Here is a 14,310-nt window from a genome sequence, read left to right as displayed (position 1 = left end):
GAAGAATTCAGCAACACCACAAAACCTGTGGGAGCGGGCTTGCCCGCGATGGCGTCCGGGAGGACGCCGCTATTACAACTTGATCAACACCGACTTCAACTCCGTGTAATGCTCAATCGCCGCATAGCCCATCTCGCGCCCGACTCCCGACATTTTGTAACCGCCGAACGGCAACGCCGGGTCCAGCGCGCTATGGCAGTTGACCCACACCGAACCGGACTTGATCCGCGGAATCATCCGGTGCACCGCCGCCAGGTCATTTGACCAGATACTCGCGCCCAAGCCGTAAGGGCTGTCGTTGGCCATGCGCAGCGCATCGGCTTCGTCATCGAACGGAATCGCCACCAGCACCGGGCCGAAGATTTCTTCCTGCACCAGTGAGTGCTTCTGATCGACGTCGACGATCACCGTCGGCTTGACGAAAAAACCCGGCCCGAATTGCTCGCCGCCGCAGGCAATGGTCGCACCGCTTTCCCGGCCTTTTTCGATATAGCCATACACCCGCGCCTGCTGGCGCGCAGAGATCAGCGGCCCCATCTCGACGCTCGGGTCCAGGCCGTTGCCGAGTTTCATGGCATTGGCGATGCCGGCGATGTCCGCCACCACATTGTCGAAATGCTTGCGTTGCACATACAGGCGCGAGCCGGCGCAGCACACCTGGCCCTGGTTGAAGAAAATCGCGCTGGCGGCGCCGGCGGCTGCGCTTGGCAGGTCGGCGTCGGCCATGACGATGGTCGGCGATTTGCCGCCCAGTTCCAGGGTGACCCGGGTCATCGAGTCCATGGCGATCTTGCCGATCTGCTGGCCCACGGCGGTGGAGCCGGTAAAGGTCAGCTTATCCACCAGCGGGTTGTGGGTCAGTGCGGAGCCGGCGGTGATGCCCGTGCCGGTGACCACGTTGAACACGCCTTCGGGATAACCGGCTTCCAGTACCAGCTCCGCCAGTTTCAGTGCGGTCAGTGGTGTTTCATCGGCGGGTTTGAGCACTACGGTGCAACCGGTGGCCAGGGCCGGGCCGAGTTTCCAGCAGGCCAGCAGCAACGGGAAGTTCCAGGCAACGATGGCACCGACCACGCCCACCGCTTCGCGACGAATGAAGCTGTGAAACTGATCGTTGGGCATCAGCGGCAACGACACCTCGACGCTGGAGCCTTCGATCTTGGTCGCCCAACCGGCCATGTAGCGCAGGAAGTCGATGGCCAGCTGCACGTCCATCACCTGTGCGACGGCAGCGCTTTTGCCATTGTTCAGGCACTCCAGCTGCGCCAGCAGCTCGGCGTCGCGCTGCATCAGGTCGGCGAGCTTCCACAACAGGTTCTGCCGCTCCCGGGGGCGGGTACGGCTCCAGGCCGAGTCATCGAACGCCTGACGCGCGGCGAGCACGGCGCGGTCGACATCTTCCGGCGTGGCCCGTGGCACCACACAAAGCACTTCGCCGGTGGCCGGGTTGTGCAGCGGCATGGTCTGGCCGTCGGCGGCCTCGACCCAATCACCGCCGATAAGCATGCGCGGCGCGCGCTGGATAAAGGCCGAAGTGGCGGGAAGCAGATTAGGAAGCGACATGTTGAAACCTCGTCTTGTTCGTGTGCCGAGGTCTTTCGCAACGGTTGTGCCAATTGTGCTTTATCGGCGCGAAGGCCTGCTCTGCTGGGCGTGACCGGTATTTTTGCGGTTACCAGGAGATCGCTAAACGTCGCAAATTGCGACGAAGTGAGACGTTCCGATCACAACTCCCGGTAAGAGCGAGCCTGCTCGCGATGGACTAAAAAGCACTGTGTTTAGCCGGTAAGCACGCGTAATCGTTAACGACCATCGCGAGCAGGCTCGCTCCTACAGAAAGCTATGCTTGTCTCAGACTGAAACAGTTGTCGCGAAATTAAACGTGTTGCCGGGCCGGTATCCCGGGGAAAACACCCGCCGGTATCGGCAAATCATTGATTCAAAGAGGTTTTAACAAGCTGGCACGCTCCGTGTATTGCTCATCACAGACGTTTCTCTTGCCTCCGTCTGCGGTGCGCCGCCGACGGCAGAAACCATAAAAACGATAAGCCACAAAAATAATAAAGCACCGTGCGAGGTTCGACGTTGATGAAGAGAAGAATCCGATCAGGCATGAGCGCCAGCCTGCTGGCCGTAGCCGCTTGTATAGCGCTGCATTCGCCTCACAGCCTGGCAGCCCGCGACGCCCAGACCATCCTCAAGGAAACCTGTCAGGGCTGTCATACCCCCGAAGCCGATAACGCCCTGAGCCGCATCAGCCAACAGCGCAAGACGCCGGAAGGCTGGTTGATGAGCATCGCCCGGATGCAGACCATGCACGGTTTGCAGATCAGCGATGAAGACCGCCGGACGCTGGTCAAGTACCTGGCCGACACCCAGGGCCTGGCACCTAGCGAGACCGACGGCGTGCGCTATGCACTGGAACGCCGGCTCAACACCGCCGAGAAATTCGACGAGCAGACCAGCCAGATGTGCGGTCGCTGCCACTCCGGTGCGCGGGTCGCCCTGCAACGACGTCCGGCCCAGGAATGGGAGCGACTGGTGAACTTCCACCTCGGCCAGTGGCCGTCCCTGGAATACCAGGCCCTGGCCCGCGACCGCGACTGGTTCGATATCGCTCGCAAAGACATGGTGCCGCTGTTGGCCAAGCGCTATCCGCTGGACAACCCGGCCTGGAAGAAATGGCAGAGTGTGGCGCCGAAGTCCGACGCACTGGCAGGCGACTGGAGCTTCAGCGGTCACTTGCCGGGCAAGGGTGAACTGGCGGGTGTGATGAGCGTCAGCGCCGACGGCAGCGACACCTTCAAGGTCAGTGTCAAAGGCCAATACGCCGATGGCACCCCGTTCAACGGCGACGGCAGCGCGATTCTCTACACCGGCTACGAATGGCGCGGCAACGTGACCATCGACGGCGTGACCATGCGCCAGGTGTTCGCCGCCCAGGGCAATGCGATGCAGGGCCGGATGTTCGAGGCCGAGCACGATGAGCGTGGCCTGGACTTCGTCGCCGCCAAACAGGGTTCCGCCCGTTTGCTGGCGGTGCAGCCGGGTTATCTGAAGGCCGGCAGCGAAAGCGAAGTCACCCTGATCGGCAGCGGTCTGAGTGGCAAGCCGAATTTCGGCAAAGGCGTGGAAGTGCTCGAAGTCGTCGAGCAGAGCCCGCAGCGGATCAAGGTCAAACTCAAGGCCGCCGCCAATGCCCAGCCGGGTCTGCGCGCGGTCACCGTCGGTACGCTGAAAGGCCCGAGCCTGTCGGTGTACAGCCAGATCGCCGAAGTCAAAGTCGTGCCTGAGTTCTCGGTGGCGCGGATCGGCGAGGGCGGCGGTTCGACGCCGAAAGTCCAGGGCCGTTTCGACGCCGAAGCCTGGGGCAAGGGCGCCGATGGCAAGCCGTATCGCATTGGCGTGTTCCCGGCGCAGTGGAAGGTCGAGGCCTTCGACGACCGCGCCAGGGAAGACGAGGACGTCAAGTTCGCCGGCACCATGCAGGCTGACGCGGGCGTGTTCACACCGGGCGATGCCGGACCGAACCCGGCGCGCAAGATGTCCACCAACAATGCCGGCAACCTCAAGGTGATCGCCGCCGTCGACGACGCAGGGAAATCCCTGACTGGCGAAGGCCACATGATCGTGACCGTGCAACGCTGGAACAATCCACCCATTCCGTGAGGTTGAAACGTGAGCTGCACTGACAGCAAAGGTTTCAGACACTTTTCGGAATGACCGCAAGCCCCCGCAGAACGGGGCTTGCACAGGAGGTTTGCCATGGGCGCTATCTTGAATCTGGTCGAACGCAACCTGCACGAAGTGCGCGTTGATGCCGACCGCATGCTGTTCCATATCCCCAGCAGTTCGCTGTTTGCCAGCGATGAACTGACGGGCACCATCATCGATACCTTGCGCGGTCCCGGTTGCTCGTCGGACGACCTGATCCAGCGGCTGTCCGCGCGTTTCAATGGTGAAGAAGTCACCGAAACCCTGCGCGAGCTGATGGCCCTGGAACTGGTCAGCGACGGCTCGCCGCTGACCCCGGACATCGCCACCAAACGGGTCGAGCGCACGGCAATCAACACCGTGGTGCTCAACGTCAACACCGGCTGCAACCTGAGCTGCACCTACTGCTACAAGGAAGACCTCGACAAGCCCTCGGCCGGCAAGAAAATGGACGTCGAGACCGCCATTGCTTCGGTGGAGATGCTGCTGCGCGAATCCCCGGATGAAGAGCGTTTCACCGTGGTGTTCTTCGGCGGAGAGCCGCTGAGCAATCGCAAGCTGATCGAGTACATGGTCGATTACTGTGAAAAGCGTTTTCGCGAGGCCGGCAAGTTCGTCGAGTTCGTGATGACCACCAACGCCACGCTGCTCACCGAAGAAACCGTGGACTACCTCAACGCCCACCGTTTCGGGCTCTCGGTGAGTATCGACGGTCCGAAAACCGTGCACGACCGCAACCGCATCACCGTGGGCGGGCAGGGCACCTACGACGTGGTGCGGCGCAAGGCCGAAATGCTGCTCTCGCGTTACAACAGCCGTCCGGTCGGCGCGCGGGTGACCCTGACCACCGGCGTCACCGATGTCGAAACCATCTGGGACCACCTGTTCAACGAACTGGGTTTTGCCGAAGTCGGTTTTGCCCCGGTCACCTCAGGCGACATCAGCACATTCAACCTGACCAGCGACGAACTGATCGAAGTCTTCGCCAACATGAAGAAACTCGGTCGACGTTACCTGGAGGCGGCGCTGGAGCACCGCAACATTGGCTTCTCCAACCTGCATCAGCTGATCACCGACATCCACGAAGGCCACAAAAAAGCCCTGCCGTGCGGTGCGGGCCTGAAGATGCTGGCGGTCGATCACAAGGGCGAGTTGAACCTGTGCCACCGCTTTACCGGTTCGAGCCTGCCGACCTTCGGCAACGTGCACAGCGGCGTGAAACAGGTCGAGCTGAACGACTTCCTGTCCCAGCGCCTCGACCGTACCAACACCGGCTGCGAAGACTGCCAGATCCGCAACCTGTGCTCCGGCGGTTGCTACCACGAAAGCTACGCCCGCTACGGCGACCCGACCCATCCGACCTATCACTACTGCGAACTGATGCGTGACTGGGTCGACTTCGGCATCGAGGTCTACACCCGGATCATGGCTCACAACCCTGCGTTCATCAGCAGCTACATCACTCCGCGCAAGGCTCACTGATATGAAACATCTCAAGGCAATCAATAACAAAGCGTTGAAGCTGGATCAGGCCGCGGACGAAAACCGCATCGAAGAAGTGGTGGCGATGAGCTCCGTGGCGGGCTGCGCCTCGACCACCGACCCGGGTTGGGAGATCGATGCGTTTGGCGGTGTGTCGTCGCTGTGCCAGCCGATGGAAGCCGACCTGTATGGCTGCTCCGATCCGTGCTGGTGGCCGGCCCAGGTGCCCGACATGATGAGCACCTATCCGGACTGGAACAAGGATGCCCAGGCGTCCAACGAAAACTGGCGCAACCTCGGCACTGTCTTCCCCAAAGACAAGTGATCAGATAAGAAGAAGGATTCCAGCATGCACAGCATCAAAGCCTGCGGCCTGGCCGCTTTCGCCCTCCTGAGCACCTGTTCGCTCAGCGTGATGGCCGATGAAAACACCGCACTGCAAGACGGTCACGAATACATGTTGACCACCAATTACCCGAACAACCTGCACGTGATCGACCTGGCCACGGACACCTTGTACAAGACTTGCAAGATGCCGGACGCCTTCGGTCCCGGCACCGTGCAACTGTCGCCGGACCGCAAGACCGCCTTTGTGCTGAACAACCACTATGCGGATGTCTACGGCGTCGAACTGGACAGCTGCAAGCAGGTGTTCCACGCCAGCATCACCCAGAAGCCGGGGGAGAAAGCGCGGTCGATGTTCGCCTTTACCCTCAGCCACGACGGCAAGGAACTGTTCACCGTCGCCAACCCGACGTTGATGCTCAACGACCGCTACGAAGTGCAGCAGCCGCGGCTCGACGTGTACAAGACTGACGCCGGCCTGGACGCCAAACCCGTGCGCAGCTTCCCGGCACCGCGACAGCTGACCATCATGCAGAGCGGTGACGACGGCACGCTGTACGTGGCGGGGGCGGATGTCTACAAGGTCAACGTGCAGACCGGCAAATTCGACGTGCTGATCCCGAGCCGCCACTGGAAGCGCCCGAACTACAGCGCCCCGGACGTGCTCTACGTGTGGAACCAGCAGACCTATCGCCATGACTTCTCGCTGCTCTACACCGCCGCGAAATTCAAGGACAAGAAACAGGACCCGGCCACCGCCGAATACCTGTATGGCCTGTTCAGCATCGACCTGAAAACCGGCAAGACCGAAACCACCGACTTCGGTCCCCTGACGGAAATCTACTTCAGTGGCATGCGCTCACCCAAGGACCCGAACCTGATGTTTGGCGTGCTTAACCGCCTGGCCAAGTACGACATCAAGCAGAAGAAACTGCTCCAGTCCGCCACCCTGGATCACTCCTACTACTGCATTTCCTTCAACAAGGACGGCAGCAAGATCTACCTGGCCGGGACCTTCAACGATGTGGCGATCTTCGATGCCGACAGCCTGAAGCAGATCGGCAGCATCAAGATGCCGGGCGGGGACATGGCAATTACTACGGCGCAGGTGTTTGTGCGGTAATCGCAGCGCCTGAGCTGCCTTCGCTGGCAAGCCAGCTCCTGCAAGGATTTCGGTGGATCACAAATTTGTGTATGCCGCTGAACCCTGTAGGAGCGAGCTTGCTCGCGATGGGGCCCCCACAAACACGGCAAAAATAGCCAGAATCAAATCCCCGGCACCGGACACCCCAAATCCCCTTCCTGACACTTCAGATACGTCTTGAACGTCTCGACCCGCGCCTTGGTCAACTGCGTGATGCAATTGCCATAGACCAGCGGATAGACACTCCCGCCTTCCACCCCCGACGCCGAAAACTTGCACTCGGCATCCCGAAACGCAATCCACGAACGCTGTGCGCCCACCCACAGTGTCTTGCTGTCGGGATTGGCCTTCAGTCGAGCGGTGATTTGCTGGTAGAGCGCATTAAGCTCCTTGTCAGCCGCGGCGTGCTGTTGCGACGCGCACTGGTTCATCGTCGCCTGGTCGGAGGCGTTGTCGCAGTCCACGGCATGGGCCATGGGGGTCAACATCAAGGGTGCCAGCGCCAGGAGAAAGCGTGGATGCATGTCAGAAGCTCGCTATGACAGGGAAAAGAGCGGTGCAGTTTAGCGCAGTGCAATCTCCAGCCCTCTACGTCTGCCATTCAGGGTGTTTTTTGACCGCCTCACAGGCAAGCCAGGGCACGTCGTGGGATGTCCAGATATGCGCCTGAGGCGTCATTTTCGGATCGTCATCCAGTGTGGCGACACGAACGATCACGTGGGGCTGGGCCAAACGTTCCGCCATCAAATGCGAGCCGCAGACCGAACAGAAATGCCGCCACTTGCCCGGCGAGGACTCATGGCTGCTCAGCCGATCCTGGCCCTTGATCCAGCGAAAATGCTCGCGCATCACGCCGGCGGTCGACGCAAAGGCCGCGGCGTGCGCCTTGCGGCAGGTATGGCAGTGACAGTGGCTGATGGGCATGTCGAGGCTGTCGACTTCGTATTGGATGGCTTTGCATAGGCAGCTGCCGTGCAGTTTGTTCATGGTGCCTCTCGGTGACATGGCTGAATGCTGCGTTGTGGCGGTCAACGTTAGCAGTTTCGATCAACGCCAACCGCCACCTTCAAAGCAGAACTTATCGCCCCGAATACAGCCGAATACTTCGGGCAACGTTGATCGCCACACAACTTTAGGGTTGGACAAGTGGTCTTACAGGCCTACTGTTGTCCAGTACAGGAGGTGACTTATGAACCCAGCATCAGATCGCATCGAAAGGAAGATCCTGCTCAAGGCGCCGCGTTCACAGGTCTGGCGCGTGATAGCCCATGCCGAGGAGTTCGGGAAATGGTTTGGCGTGGCGCTGGACGGAAGGCGTTTTGTCGCCGGCGAGTGGACCCAGGGGCAGGTGACGTACCCGGGGTATGAACATGTGTTGTGGAATGTGTTGGTCGAAAGGGTCGAGCCGGAGCGACTGTTTTCGTTTCGCTGGCATCCGTACGCCGTAGAGCCGGGTTTCGATTACTCCCAGGAACCCACCACGCTGGTGAAATTCGAGCTCGAAGACATGGACAACGGCACGCTGCTGAAGGTGTCCGAGTCGGGTTTCGATCACATTCCCCAGCATCGCCGCCTCAAGGCATTCCGCATGGACAGCCGTGGTTGGGATGAGCAAATGAGCAACATCGAACAGTTTCTTATCGCCAAGGCCCATGAACGCCAGGTGGAGTGATCGCACCCGGATAGCTGCAAGTCGGCCGCCGGTCGCGTCACTCGCGGCCTCCGTGCTCAACTTCCGACGTATCTCAGGGATTTTGGAAGGGTGGCTATAGCGAATGTCCTACAAGTGTTAGTAGATATGTCCTCTATCGCAGATTGGATCCCATGCGTATTCTGGCCCCATCCACTGAAGCACAGGGAGCGCTCAGGATCATGGATGATCGGCCTGCATGGAATGCTGACGACAGGGAGTCGTAATGGTCTTGGAAGAACCCGCCTCGGCGGGTTTTTTTATGGGCGCAAAAAAAGTATTGGCTGCGGGAGCCCGGCTCCCGCAGCCATTTCTATCAGCGTCGATCCAGTTTCGCCGCAGCACGTTCGGTGATTTCCGCGCGCAGCTTCAATGAACCGGCAGCGCGTTTGCGGGCTTCTTCCAATACGCTGGCGGGCGCCGTTTCCGGGCTACCTGCGGCGAACGGCGGCGCCGGGGCGTATTCGAGCTGCAATTGCACCAGTTCGGCGGTGTCCTTATCGAACAGTTCCGCCGCCAGGGTCAGGGCGAAATCGATGCCGGCGGTGATCCCGCCACCGGTCAGCAAATTGCCGTCGCGCACCACCCGGTCTTTCACCGCAATCGCCCCCAGCGGTGCCAACAGTTCGTGATAGGCCCAGTGGGTGGTCGCACGCTTGCCCTTGAGCAGGCCCGCCGCGCCGAGCACCAGCGAACCGGTGCAGACCGAGGTGACATACCGCGCGTTGGCAGCCTGGGTCCTGATGAAATCCAGGGTCTGCTCATCCTCCATCAATGGCCCGACGCCACTGCCGCCCGGAATGCAGATCACATCCAGCGCGGGGCAGTCGTCAAAGGTGACGGTCGGTTTCAACATCAGACCGGTGCTGGCGGTGATCGGCATCAGGTCCTTCCAGATCAAATGCACCTTCACATCCGGCAGCGAGGCCAGCACGTCGTAAGGGCCGGTCAGGTCGAGTTGCTGAACCTGTGGAAACAACAGAAAACCGATCTGCAGGGTCATGGTGTATTTCTCATGAAGTGGGTGGACGGCTTCACTGTAGGCTCGTAGGATTTGGCGCATACGCCAATTACCCCACGAATTACGCCAATCATGCCCAAGACCATTCATGTGCTCGCCTTCACCAACGTGCAATTGCTGGACGTCACCGGGCCGTTGCAGGTCTTCGCTTCTGCCAACGACATCGCCCGTCAGCAAGGTTTGCCGCCGCCCTATGCGCCGACGGTGATCGCCAGCGGCGGCGGGGCGGTGATGTCGTCGGCGGGGTTGGCCTTGCTGGCCGAACCGTTGCCGGAGCAGGGCAGCGACACCTTGATCATCGCCGGCGGCTGGGGCGTTTATGCGGCGGCTGAAGACCTGTCGCTGGTGGCGTGGGTGCGCGAGCATGCAGCGGGGTGTCGGCGGGTTTCATCGGTGTGCACCGGGGCGTTTTTGCTTGCGGCCAGTGGCTGGCTCGATGGGCGGCGTGTGGTGACCCACTGGACCCGTTGCGAGCAGCTGGCGCAGCAGCATCCGCAATTGCAGGTCGAACCCAATCCGATTTTCATCAACGATGGCCCGGTCTGGACCTCGGCCGGGGTCACCGCCGGCATCGACCTGGCGCTGGCCATGGTCGAGCAAGACCTCGGCCGTGGCATGGCCCTGGAAGTGGCCCGGCAACTGGTGGTGTTCCTCAAGCGGCCCGGCGGTCAGTCGCAATTCAGCGTGACCCTGTCCTTGCAAAAAGAAGGCAACCGGTTCGACGAGCTTCACGCCTGGGTCAGCGAAAACCTGACCAAGGACCTCGGCATTCCGACCCTGGCCCAGCAGGCCGGCATGAGCGAGCGCAGCTTCGTGCGCCACTACCGCGCCGACACCGGCCAGACCCCGGCCCGGGCCATCGAACAGATCCGCGTCGAGACCGCGCGGCGGCTGCTCAGCGACACCGGCGTGCCGATCAAACGGGTCGCCGTGCAATGCGGGTTCGGCAGCGAGGAAACCCTGCGTCGCAGCTTTCTGCGCGCCATGGGCGTGACACCACAGGCCTATCGTGAGCGGTTTTCCGTCAACGCCGGAACAGATCCAGTGCTGCCTTGACCCTGACGTTGGCGCCCTGCGCGGCGCTTCTATTCAGCCGCCTCGGCTTCCGTCACCTGATTGAAGTACTTCGCCCGATCCGGTGTAAACGTCACCACCATCCGCGTGCGTGAACAGGTCAGTGCCCGCTCCTCACTCAAATCCACATCCAGATCCTCGCCACGCAAGCCCTGCCATTGGGCGAGGTATTTGAGGGAACCGTATTTTTCGAGTTTTTTCAGGCTGCGGCTGACCCCCCCTTTCCAGCCCAGCACCGGAAGTTCACCGGCCAGGCACCGTTGCGCGAGGTCAGGGAAGCGGACGGCACGCTGGCGGCCGATCTCCCAGCATTTGATCAGGCCCCTGTCGTGGGCCTCCCACAGTTCGTCGCGGGTCAGGCCCGAGCGCAAGGGCGAGTCGATGCTGCGATGGATGCGTTGGGTCATTCCGGTTCCTTGAATTCGGGGTGGCTGGACAGCTCCGCTGTGCCCGTTGATCGAGGATGTTAGGTGGGGTTGTAACGGCTGGCAACAGAGTATTTCCGCATGTGTTGTTTAAAAAATGTAGGACATCCACCTGGGGTTCAGTGGAGCTCCCTCACCACAAAAGCCTGTTCGCCACAGGTGACTGGCGCTGGCTTCAAGGCTGCCACACACTCTTCTCCCCACTCAATTTCCGATCCAGAAAACACGCCGCGCTGATCAACGCCAGGTGCGTCAGCGCTTGCGGCGTGTTGCCCATGTGCCGCGCCTGGCTGTCGAATTCTTCCGCGTATAACCCCAGCGGGTTGGCGTAGCGCAGCAGCTGTTCGAATTCCAGATGGGCCTTTTCCACGCGGCCGGCCCGGGCCAGGCATTCGACGTACCAGAACGAGCACGCGGCGAACGCGCCTTCGATGCCGGGCAGGCCGTCGATGGGGTTGTCGTCATTGTGATAGCGATAAACCATGCCGTCGCGCACCAGGTTCTTTTCGATGGCATCGAGGGTGGCCAGCCAGCGTGGGTCCTTGGCGCTGACGAAACGCACCAATGGCATCAGCAGCATCGAGCCGTCGAGGGCGGTGCCGTCGATGTGCTGGACGAAATGCCCGCGTTCCTTGTGCCAGAAATTTTCCCAGATATCGGAATAGATGGCCTGCCGGGTCTGGTCCCAACGGGCGAACGGGGCGGGCAGGGAGCGTTTCGAGGCGAGGCGGATCGCCCGGTCCAGCGCCACCCAGCACATCAGGCGCGAATGCAGGAAATGATGCTGCTCGCCGCGCATTTCCCAGATGCCGACATCTTCCTGCTGCCAGGTTTCGCAGACCTGGTCGACCACTTCTACCGTGTGCTTCCAGCCTTCGTGGGAAATGGCTTCGCCGTACTTGTTGACCAGGTACACCGCATCCATCAGCTCGCCGAAGATATCCAGTTGCACCTGCGCATACGCCAGATTGCCGATGCGCACCGGGGTTGCACCACCATGGCCGGACAGGTGTGTGAGTTCGATTTCCGGCAGTTCCTGACGGCCGTCGATGCCATACAGGATATTGAGTTTCATCGCGTGGCCCCGACAGTCACTGACCCGCCCGCGCAACCAGCGCATGTAGGCGTTGGCCTCGTCGACGAAACCCAGGCGCATGAAGGCGTAAACGGTGAACGAGGCGTCACGGATCCAGGTGTAGCGATAGTCCCAGTTGCGTTCGCCGCCAACACTTTCCGGCAGGCCGAAGGTCGCGGCGGCGAGGATGGCGCCGTGTTTGCGCGAGGTCAGCAGCTTCATTGCCAGCGCCGAGCGATTGACCATTTCCCGCCAGCGCCCGCGATAGCTGGACTGCCTGATCCAGTCGCGCCAGAACTTCAGGGTGCGCTCCAGACACAGATCGGCGGCGCCTTCCCTGAAGCGCGGATCGTCAATGGCGCCGAGCAGAAACTCGGCGGTCTGATCCTGTTCGAGGGTGAATACGGTGACCGCCGCGTTGCCGTCGATCCTTAGCGGTTGGTCCGTGGACAGCCGCAGTGACGGTTGATCGACGGCGCTGAAAATCACGTCCTTGCCGTCCAGCCGGGCGAGGGTATTGGCACGGGCGTAGTCATGGCGTACGGCGCAGCGCAGGCGAAACGTCGCCCGGCCACTGACCACCCGCACCCGACGCATCAGCATCGGCAAATCATCTTCGGTGTCGCCGATGGGCAGCAGATCGGTGATTTCAACAACAGCGCGGTCACTGAGCCAACGGGTTTGCAGCACGTTGGTGTCTGGCAGGTAAATCTGCTCGCGACGCGCATCGGGCAAATCCGGGGACAGCTGGAAAACGCCGGCCTCGGGGGTGTCCAGCAGCGAGCAGAAAATCGACGGACTGTCGAACTCCGGCCAGCAGAAAAAATCCACGCTGCCCTTGTCGTTGACCAGCGCGGCGCTGCGCATGTCACCGATGATGCCGTGGGCGTCGATGGGGCTTTGTCGTTCCGGGTGATGATCAGGCATAACCGTGAAACTCCGGGAGTTGAGCTCCTATGCAACTGACTGGCACGAACGCCCCGGAGTTCATTCGATGGGAGGGCAGGGTGTCTGTGGCCTTCACATTCAACCAACAAATTGCCGCTTCCCCCTCAATCCGCCGTTGTGGCAACTTGCAGGCCCCTATCGAGGCCGGACCCCATGGCGAACCCCTACCGCGAACTGTTCAACGCTCCTGGCAGCCGCGCGTTCGTGCTGGCCGGGATGATCGCGCGCATGCCGATTTCCATGACCGGCATCGGCCTGATCACCATGCTCTCGCAGTTGCAGGGCGGCTATGGGTTGGCCGGGGCGGTGGCGGCGACATTTGCCCTGGCCACGGCGTTTTGTGCGCCGCAGGTGTCGCGGCTGGTGGACCGTTTTGGCCAGCGGCGGATCCTGCCGGTGTCGGCGCTGGTCGGGGGCGGGGCGCTGTTGATGGTGTTGCTCTGCACCCGCTTGCAGGCACCGCACTGGACGCTGTTCGTGTTCGCCGCGTTGGCTGGTTGCATGCCGAGCATGTCGGCCATGGTGCGGGCGCGCTGGACCGAGGTCTATCGCGGTCAGCCGCAACTGCAAACGGCCTATGCCCTGGAATCGGTGCTGGACGAAGTCTGCTTCATTGTCGGGCCGCCCTTGTCGGTGGGGCTGTGCGTGGTGGCGTTCCCCGAGGCCGGGCCCTTGGCAGCGGCACTGATGCTGGCGATCGGCGTGACCGCGTTTGTGTTGCAACGCGACACCGAGCCCGCGCTGCATCCCCATGAAGAACACCATCAGGGCTCGATCATCCGCTCAAGGGACATTCAGTTGCTGATGCTGTTGATGGTCGCCATGGGCACCATCGTCGGCGTAGTGGATGTGGTCAGCGTGGCCTTCGCCCAGCAGCAGGGGCAACCGGCCGCGGCAAGCATTGTGTTGTCGGTGTATGCCATTGGTTCCTGCCTGGCCGGGCTGGCGTTCGGCGCATTGCGTTCGAACGTGCCGCTGCCGCGCCTGTTCCTGTACGGCGGAGTGGCGACGGCGGTGACCACCTTGCCGCTGCTGCTGGCGGTGAACATCCTCGGGCTGTCGCTGGCGGTGTTCGTCGCCGGGCTGTTTTTTGCGCCGACGCTGATCGTCGCCATGGCCCTGGTGGAGCAAATCGTGCCACCGGCCAAACTCACCGAAGGCCTGACCTGGCTGGTCACCGGGTTGAGCATCGGCGTGGCAATCGGCGCCGCCAGTTCGGGGTGGCTGGTGGACGCCTTCGGGGCGCGCAGCGGGTTCTGGGTGGCGATTGCGGCGGGGGCGGTGGTACTGGGTTCGGCGGTGCAAAGCCATCGTCATTTGAAAGGATGATTCACCCGTGGGAGCTTGCTCGCGATGGCGCCATCACAGACGACAAAAAATGCCCGCCTCTCA

The 14,310-nt window shown here is 61.6% G+C and carries 13 protein-coding genes; 7 read left to right on the top strand and 6 right to left on the bottom strand.

Annotated features, from left to right (window positions below):
* Positions 1-72 precede the first annotated feature (72 nt).
* Positions 73-1,563 carry an aldehyde dehydrogenase family protein gene (locus ACX3YF_RS29025; RefSeq protein WP_130209302.1) on the bottom strand — a complete coding sequence of 497 codons (1,491 nt, stop codon included), beginning with the start codon at positions 1,561-1,563 and terminating at the stop codon, positions 73-75.
* A 525-nt stretch (positions 1,564-2,088) separates the two neighbouring features.
* On the opposite strand from ACX3YF_RS29025, the gene peaA reads away from it, so the two are divergent.
* From peaA to peaD, 4 genes are all read left to right on the top strand, one after another.
* A complete protein-coding gene (gene peaA / locus ACX3YF_RS29020) occupies positions 2,089-3,669 on the top strand; it encodes a quinohemoprotein amine dehydrogenase subunit alpha (RefSeq protein ID WP_458974723.1) in 1,581 nt (526 codons plus the stop codon).
* 96 nt (positions 3,670-3,765) lie between these two features.
* Positions 3,766-5,196 carry a quinohemoprotein amine dehydrogenase maturation protein gene (gene peaB / locus ACX3YF_RS29015; RefSeq protein WP_198132816.1) on the top strand — a complete coding sequence of 477 codons (1,431 nt, stop codon included), beginning with the start codon at positions 3,766-3,768 and terminating at the stop codon, positions 5,194-5,196.
* 1 nt (position 5,197) lies between these two features.
* The gene (qhpC, locus tag ACX3YF_RS29010) at positions 5,198-5,521 is read left to right on the top strand and encodes a quinohemoprotein amine dehydrogenase subunit gamma (protein WP_007971075.1); all 324 of its coding nucleotides are present in this window, start codon (positions 5,198-5,200) and stop codon (positions 5,519-5,521) included.
* A 24-nt stretch (positions 5,522-5,545) separates the two neighbouring features.
* Entirely contained in the window at positions 5,546-6,664 is a 1,119-nt protein-coding gene (peaD, locus tag ACX3YF_RS29005; protein WP_458974722.1) for a quinohemoprotein amine dehydrogenase subunit beta, read from the top strand.
* 143 nt (positions 6,665-6,807) lie between these two features.
* On the opposite strand, the gene ACX3YF_RS29000 is transcribed toward peaD, so the two are convergent.
* Together ACX3YF_RS29000 and ACX3YF_RS28995 are read right to left on the bottom strand one after the other, a co-directional pair.
* Positions 6,808-7,209: a lysozyme inhibitor LprI family protein gene (locus ACX3YF_RS29000; RefSeq protein WP_458974721.1), complete on the bottom strand. Its 402-nt coding sequence runs from the start codon at positions 7,207-7,209 to the stop codon at positions 6,808-6,810.
* Positions 7,210-7,273: 64 nt separating this feature from the next.
* Complete coding sequence (locus ACX3YF_RS28995) at positions 7,274-7,672, bottom strand: GFA family protein (protein ID WP_458945691.1); 399 nt, start codon at positions 7,670-7,672, stop codon at positions 7,274-7,276.
* 202 nt (positions 7,673-7,874) lie between these two features.
* On the opposite strand from ACX3YF_RS28995, the gene ACX3YF_RS28990 reads away from it, so the two are divergent.
* Positions 7,875-8,357, top strand: a complete 483-nt coding sequence (locus tag ACX3YF_RS28990) for an SRPBCC family protein (RefSeq protein ID WP_198132813.1) — start codon at positions 7,875-7,877, stop codon at positions 8,355-8,357.
* A 334-nt stretch (positions 8,358-8,691) separates the two neighbouring features.
* Here the strand turns inward: ACX3YF_RS28990 and inhA are convergent, their stop codons facing one another.
* Complete coding sequence (gene inhA, locus ACX3YF_RS28985) at positions 8,692-9,378, bottom strand: isonitrile hydratase (RefSeq protein WP_047527351.1); 687 nt, start codon at positions 9,376-9,378, stop codon at positions 8,692-8,694.
* 90 nt (positions 9,379-9,468) lie between these two features.
* Between inhA and ACX3YF_RS28980 the strand changes: the two genes are divergently transcribed.
* Complete coding sequence (locus tag ACX3YF_RS28980; RefSeq protein ID WP_458974720.1) at positions 9,469-10,452, top strand: GlxA family transcriptional regulator; 984 nt, start codon at positions 9,469-9,471, stop codon at positions 10,450-10,452.
* A 29-nt stretch (positions 10,453-10,481) separates the two neighbouring features.
* Here the strand turns inward: ACX3YF_RS28980 and ACX3YF_RS28975 are convergent, their stop codons facing one another.
* The gene (locus tag ACX3YF_RS28975; protein ID WP_130209288.1) at positions 10,482-10,877 is read right to left on the bottom strand and encodes a hypothetical protein; all 396 of its coding nucleotides are present in this window, start codon (positions 10,875-10,877) and stop codon (positions 10,482-10,484) included.
* Between the two features lie 193 nt (positions 10,878-11,070).
* A complete protein-coding gene (locus tag ACX3YF_RS28970) occupies positions 11,071-12,897 on the bottom strand; it encodes a glycoside hydrolase family 15 protein (RefSeq protein WP_458974719.1) in 1,827 nt (608 codons plus the stop codon).
* A gap of 174 nt (positions 12,898-13,071) precedes the next feature.
* Between ACX3YF_RS28970 and ACX3YF_RS28965 the strand changes: the two genes are divergently transcribed.
* Positions 13,072-14,247 (top strand): MFS transporter, encoded by a 1,176-nt coding sequence (locus tag ACX3YF_RS28965; RefSeq protein ID WP_448646152.1) that lies wholly within the window; start codon positions 13,072-13,074, stop codon positions 14,245-14,247.
* Positions 14,248-14,310: the final 63 nt, after the last annotated feature.

The sequence above is a fragment of the Pseudomonas fluorescens group sp. PF-69 genome, assembly GCF_054481235.1.
The sequence above is the reverse complement of the archived record's forward strand: the minus strand, read 5'-3'. Positions and strand labels throughout refer to the sequence as shown.

Bases quoted from the DNA above. Each gene is read 5' to 3' on its own strand.
- ACX3YF_RS29025 (WP_130209302.1), bottom strand. From the start codon at position 1,563: ATGTCGCTTCCTAATCTGCTTCCCGCCACTTCGGCCTTTATCCAGCGC.
- peaA (WP_458974723.1), top strand. From the start codon at position 2,089: ATGAAGAGAAGAATCCGATCAGGCATGAGCGCCAGCCTGCTGGCCGTA.
- peaB (WP_198132816.1), top strand. From the start codon at position 3,766: ATGGGCGCTATCTTGAATCTGGTCGAACGCAACCTGCACGAAGTGCGC.
- qhpC (WP_007971075.1), top strand. From the start codon at position 5,198: ATGAAACATCTCAAGGCAATCAATAACAAAGCGTTGAAGCTGGATCAG.
- peaD (WP_458974722.1), top strand. From the start codon at position 5,546: ATGCACAGCATCAAAGCCTGCGGCCTGGCCGCTTTCGCCCTCCTGAGC.
- ACX3YF_RS29000 (WP_458974721.1), bottom strand. From the start codon at position 7,209: ATGCATCCACGCTTTCTCCTGGCGCTGGCACCCTTGATGTTGACCCCC.
- ACX3YF_RS28995 (WP_458945691.1), bottom strand. From the start codon at position 7,672: ATGAACAAACTGCACGGCAGCTGCCTATGCAAAGCCATCCAATACGAA.
- ACX3YF_RS28990 (WP_198132813.1), top strand. From the start codon at position 7,875: ATGAACCCAGCATCAGATCGCATCGAAAGGAAGATCCTGCTCAAGGCG.
- inhA (WP_047527351.1), bottom strand. From the start codon at position 9,378: ATGACCCTGCAGATCGGTTTTCTGTTGTTTCCACAGGTTCAGCAACTC.
- ACX3YF_RS28980 (WP_458974720.1), top strand. From the start codon at position 9,469: ATGCCCAAGACCATTCATGTGCTCGCCTTCACCAACGTGCAATTGCTG.
- ACX3YF_RS28975 (WP_130209288.1), bottom strand. From the start codon at position 10,877: ATGACCCAACGCATCCATCGCAGCATCGACTCGCCCTTGCGCTCGGGC.
- ACX3YF_RS28970 (WP_458974719.1), bottom strand. From the start codon at position 12,897: ATGCCTGATCATCACCCGGAACGACAAAGCCCCATCGACGCCCACGGC.
- ACX3YF_RS28965 (WP_448646152.1), top strand. From the start codon at position 13,072: ATGGCGAACCCCTACCGCGAACTGTTCAACGCTCCTGGCAGCCGCGCG.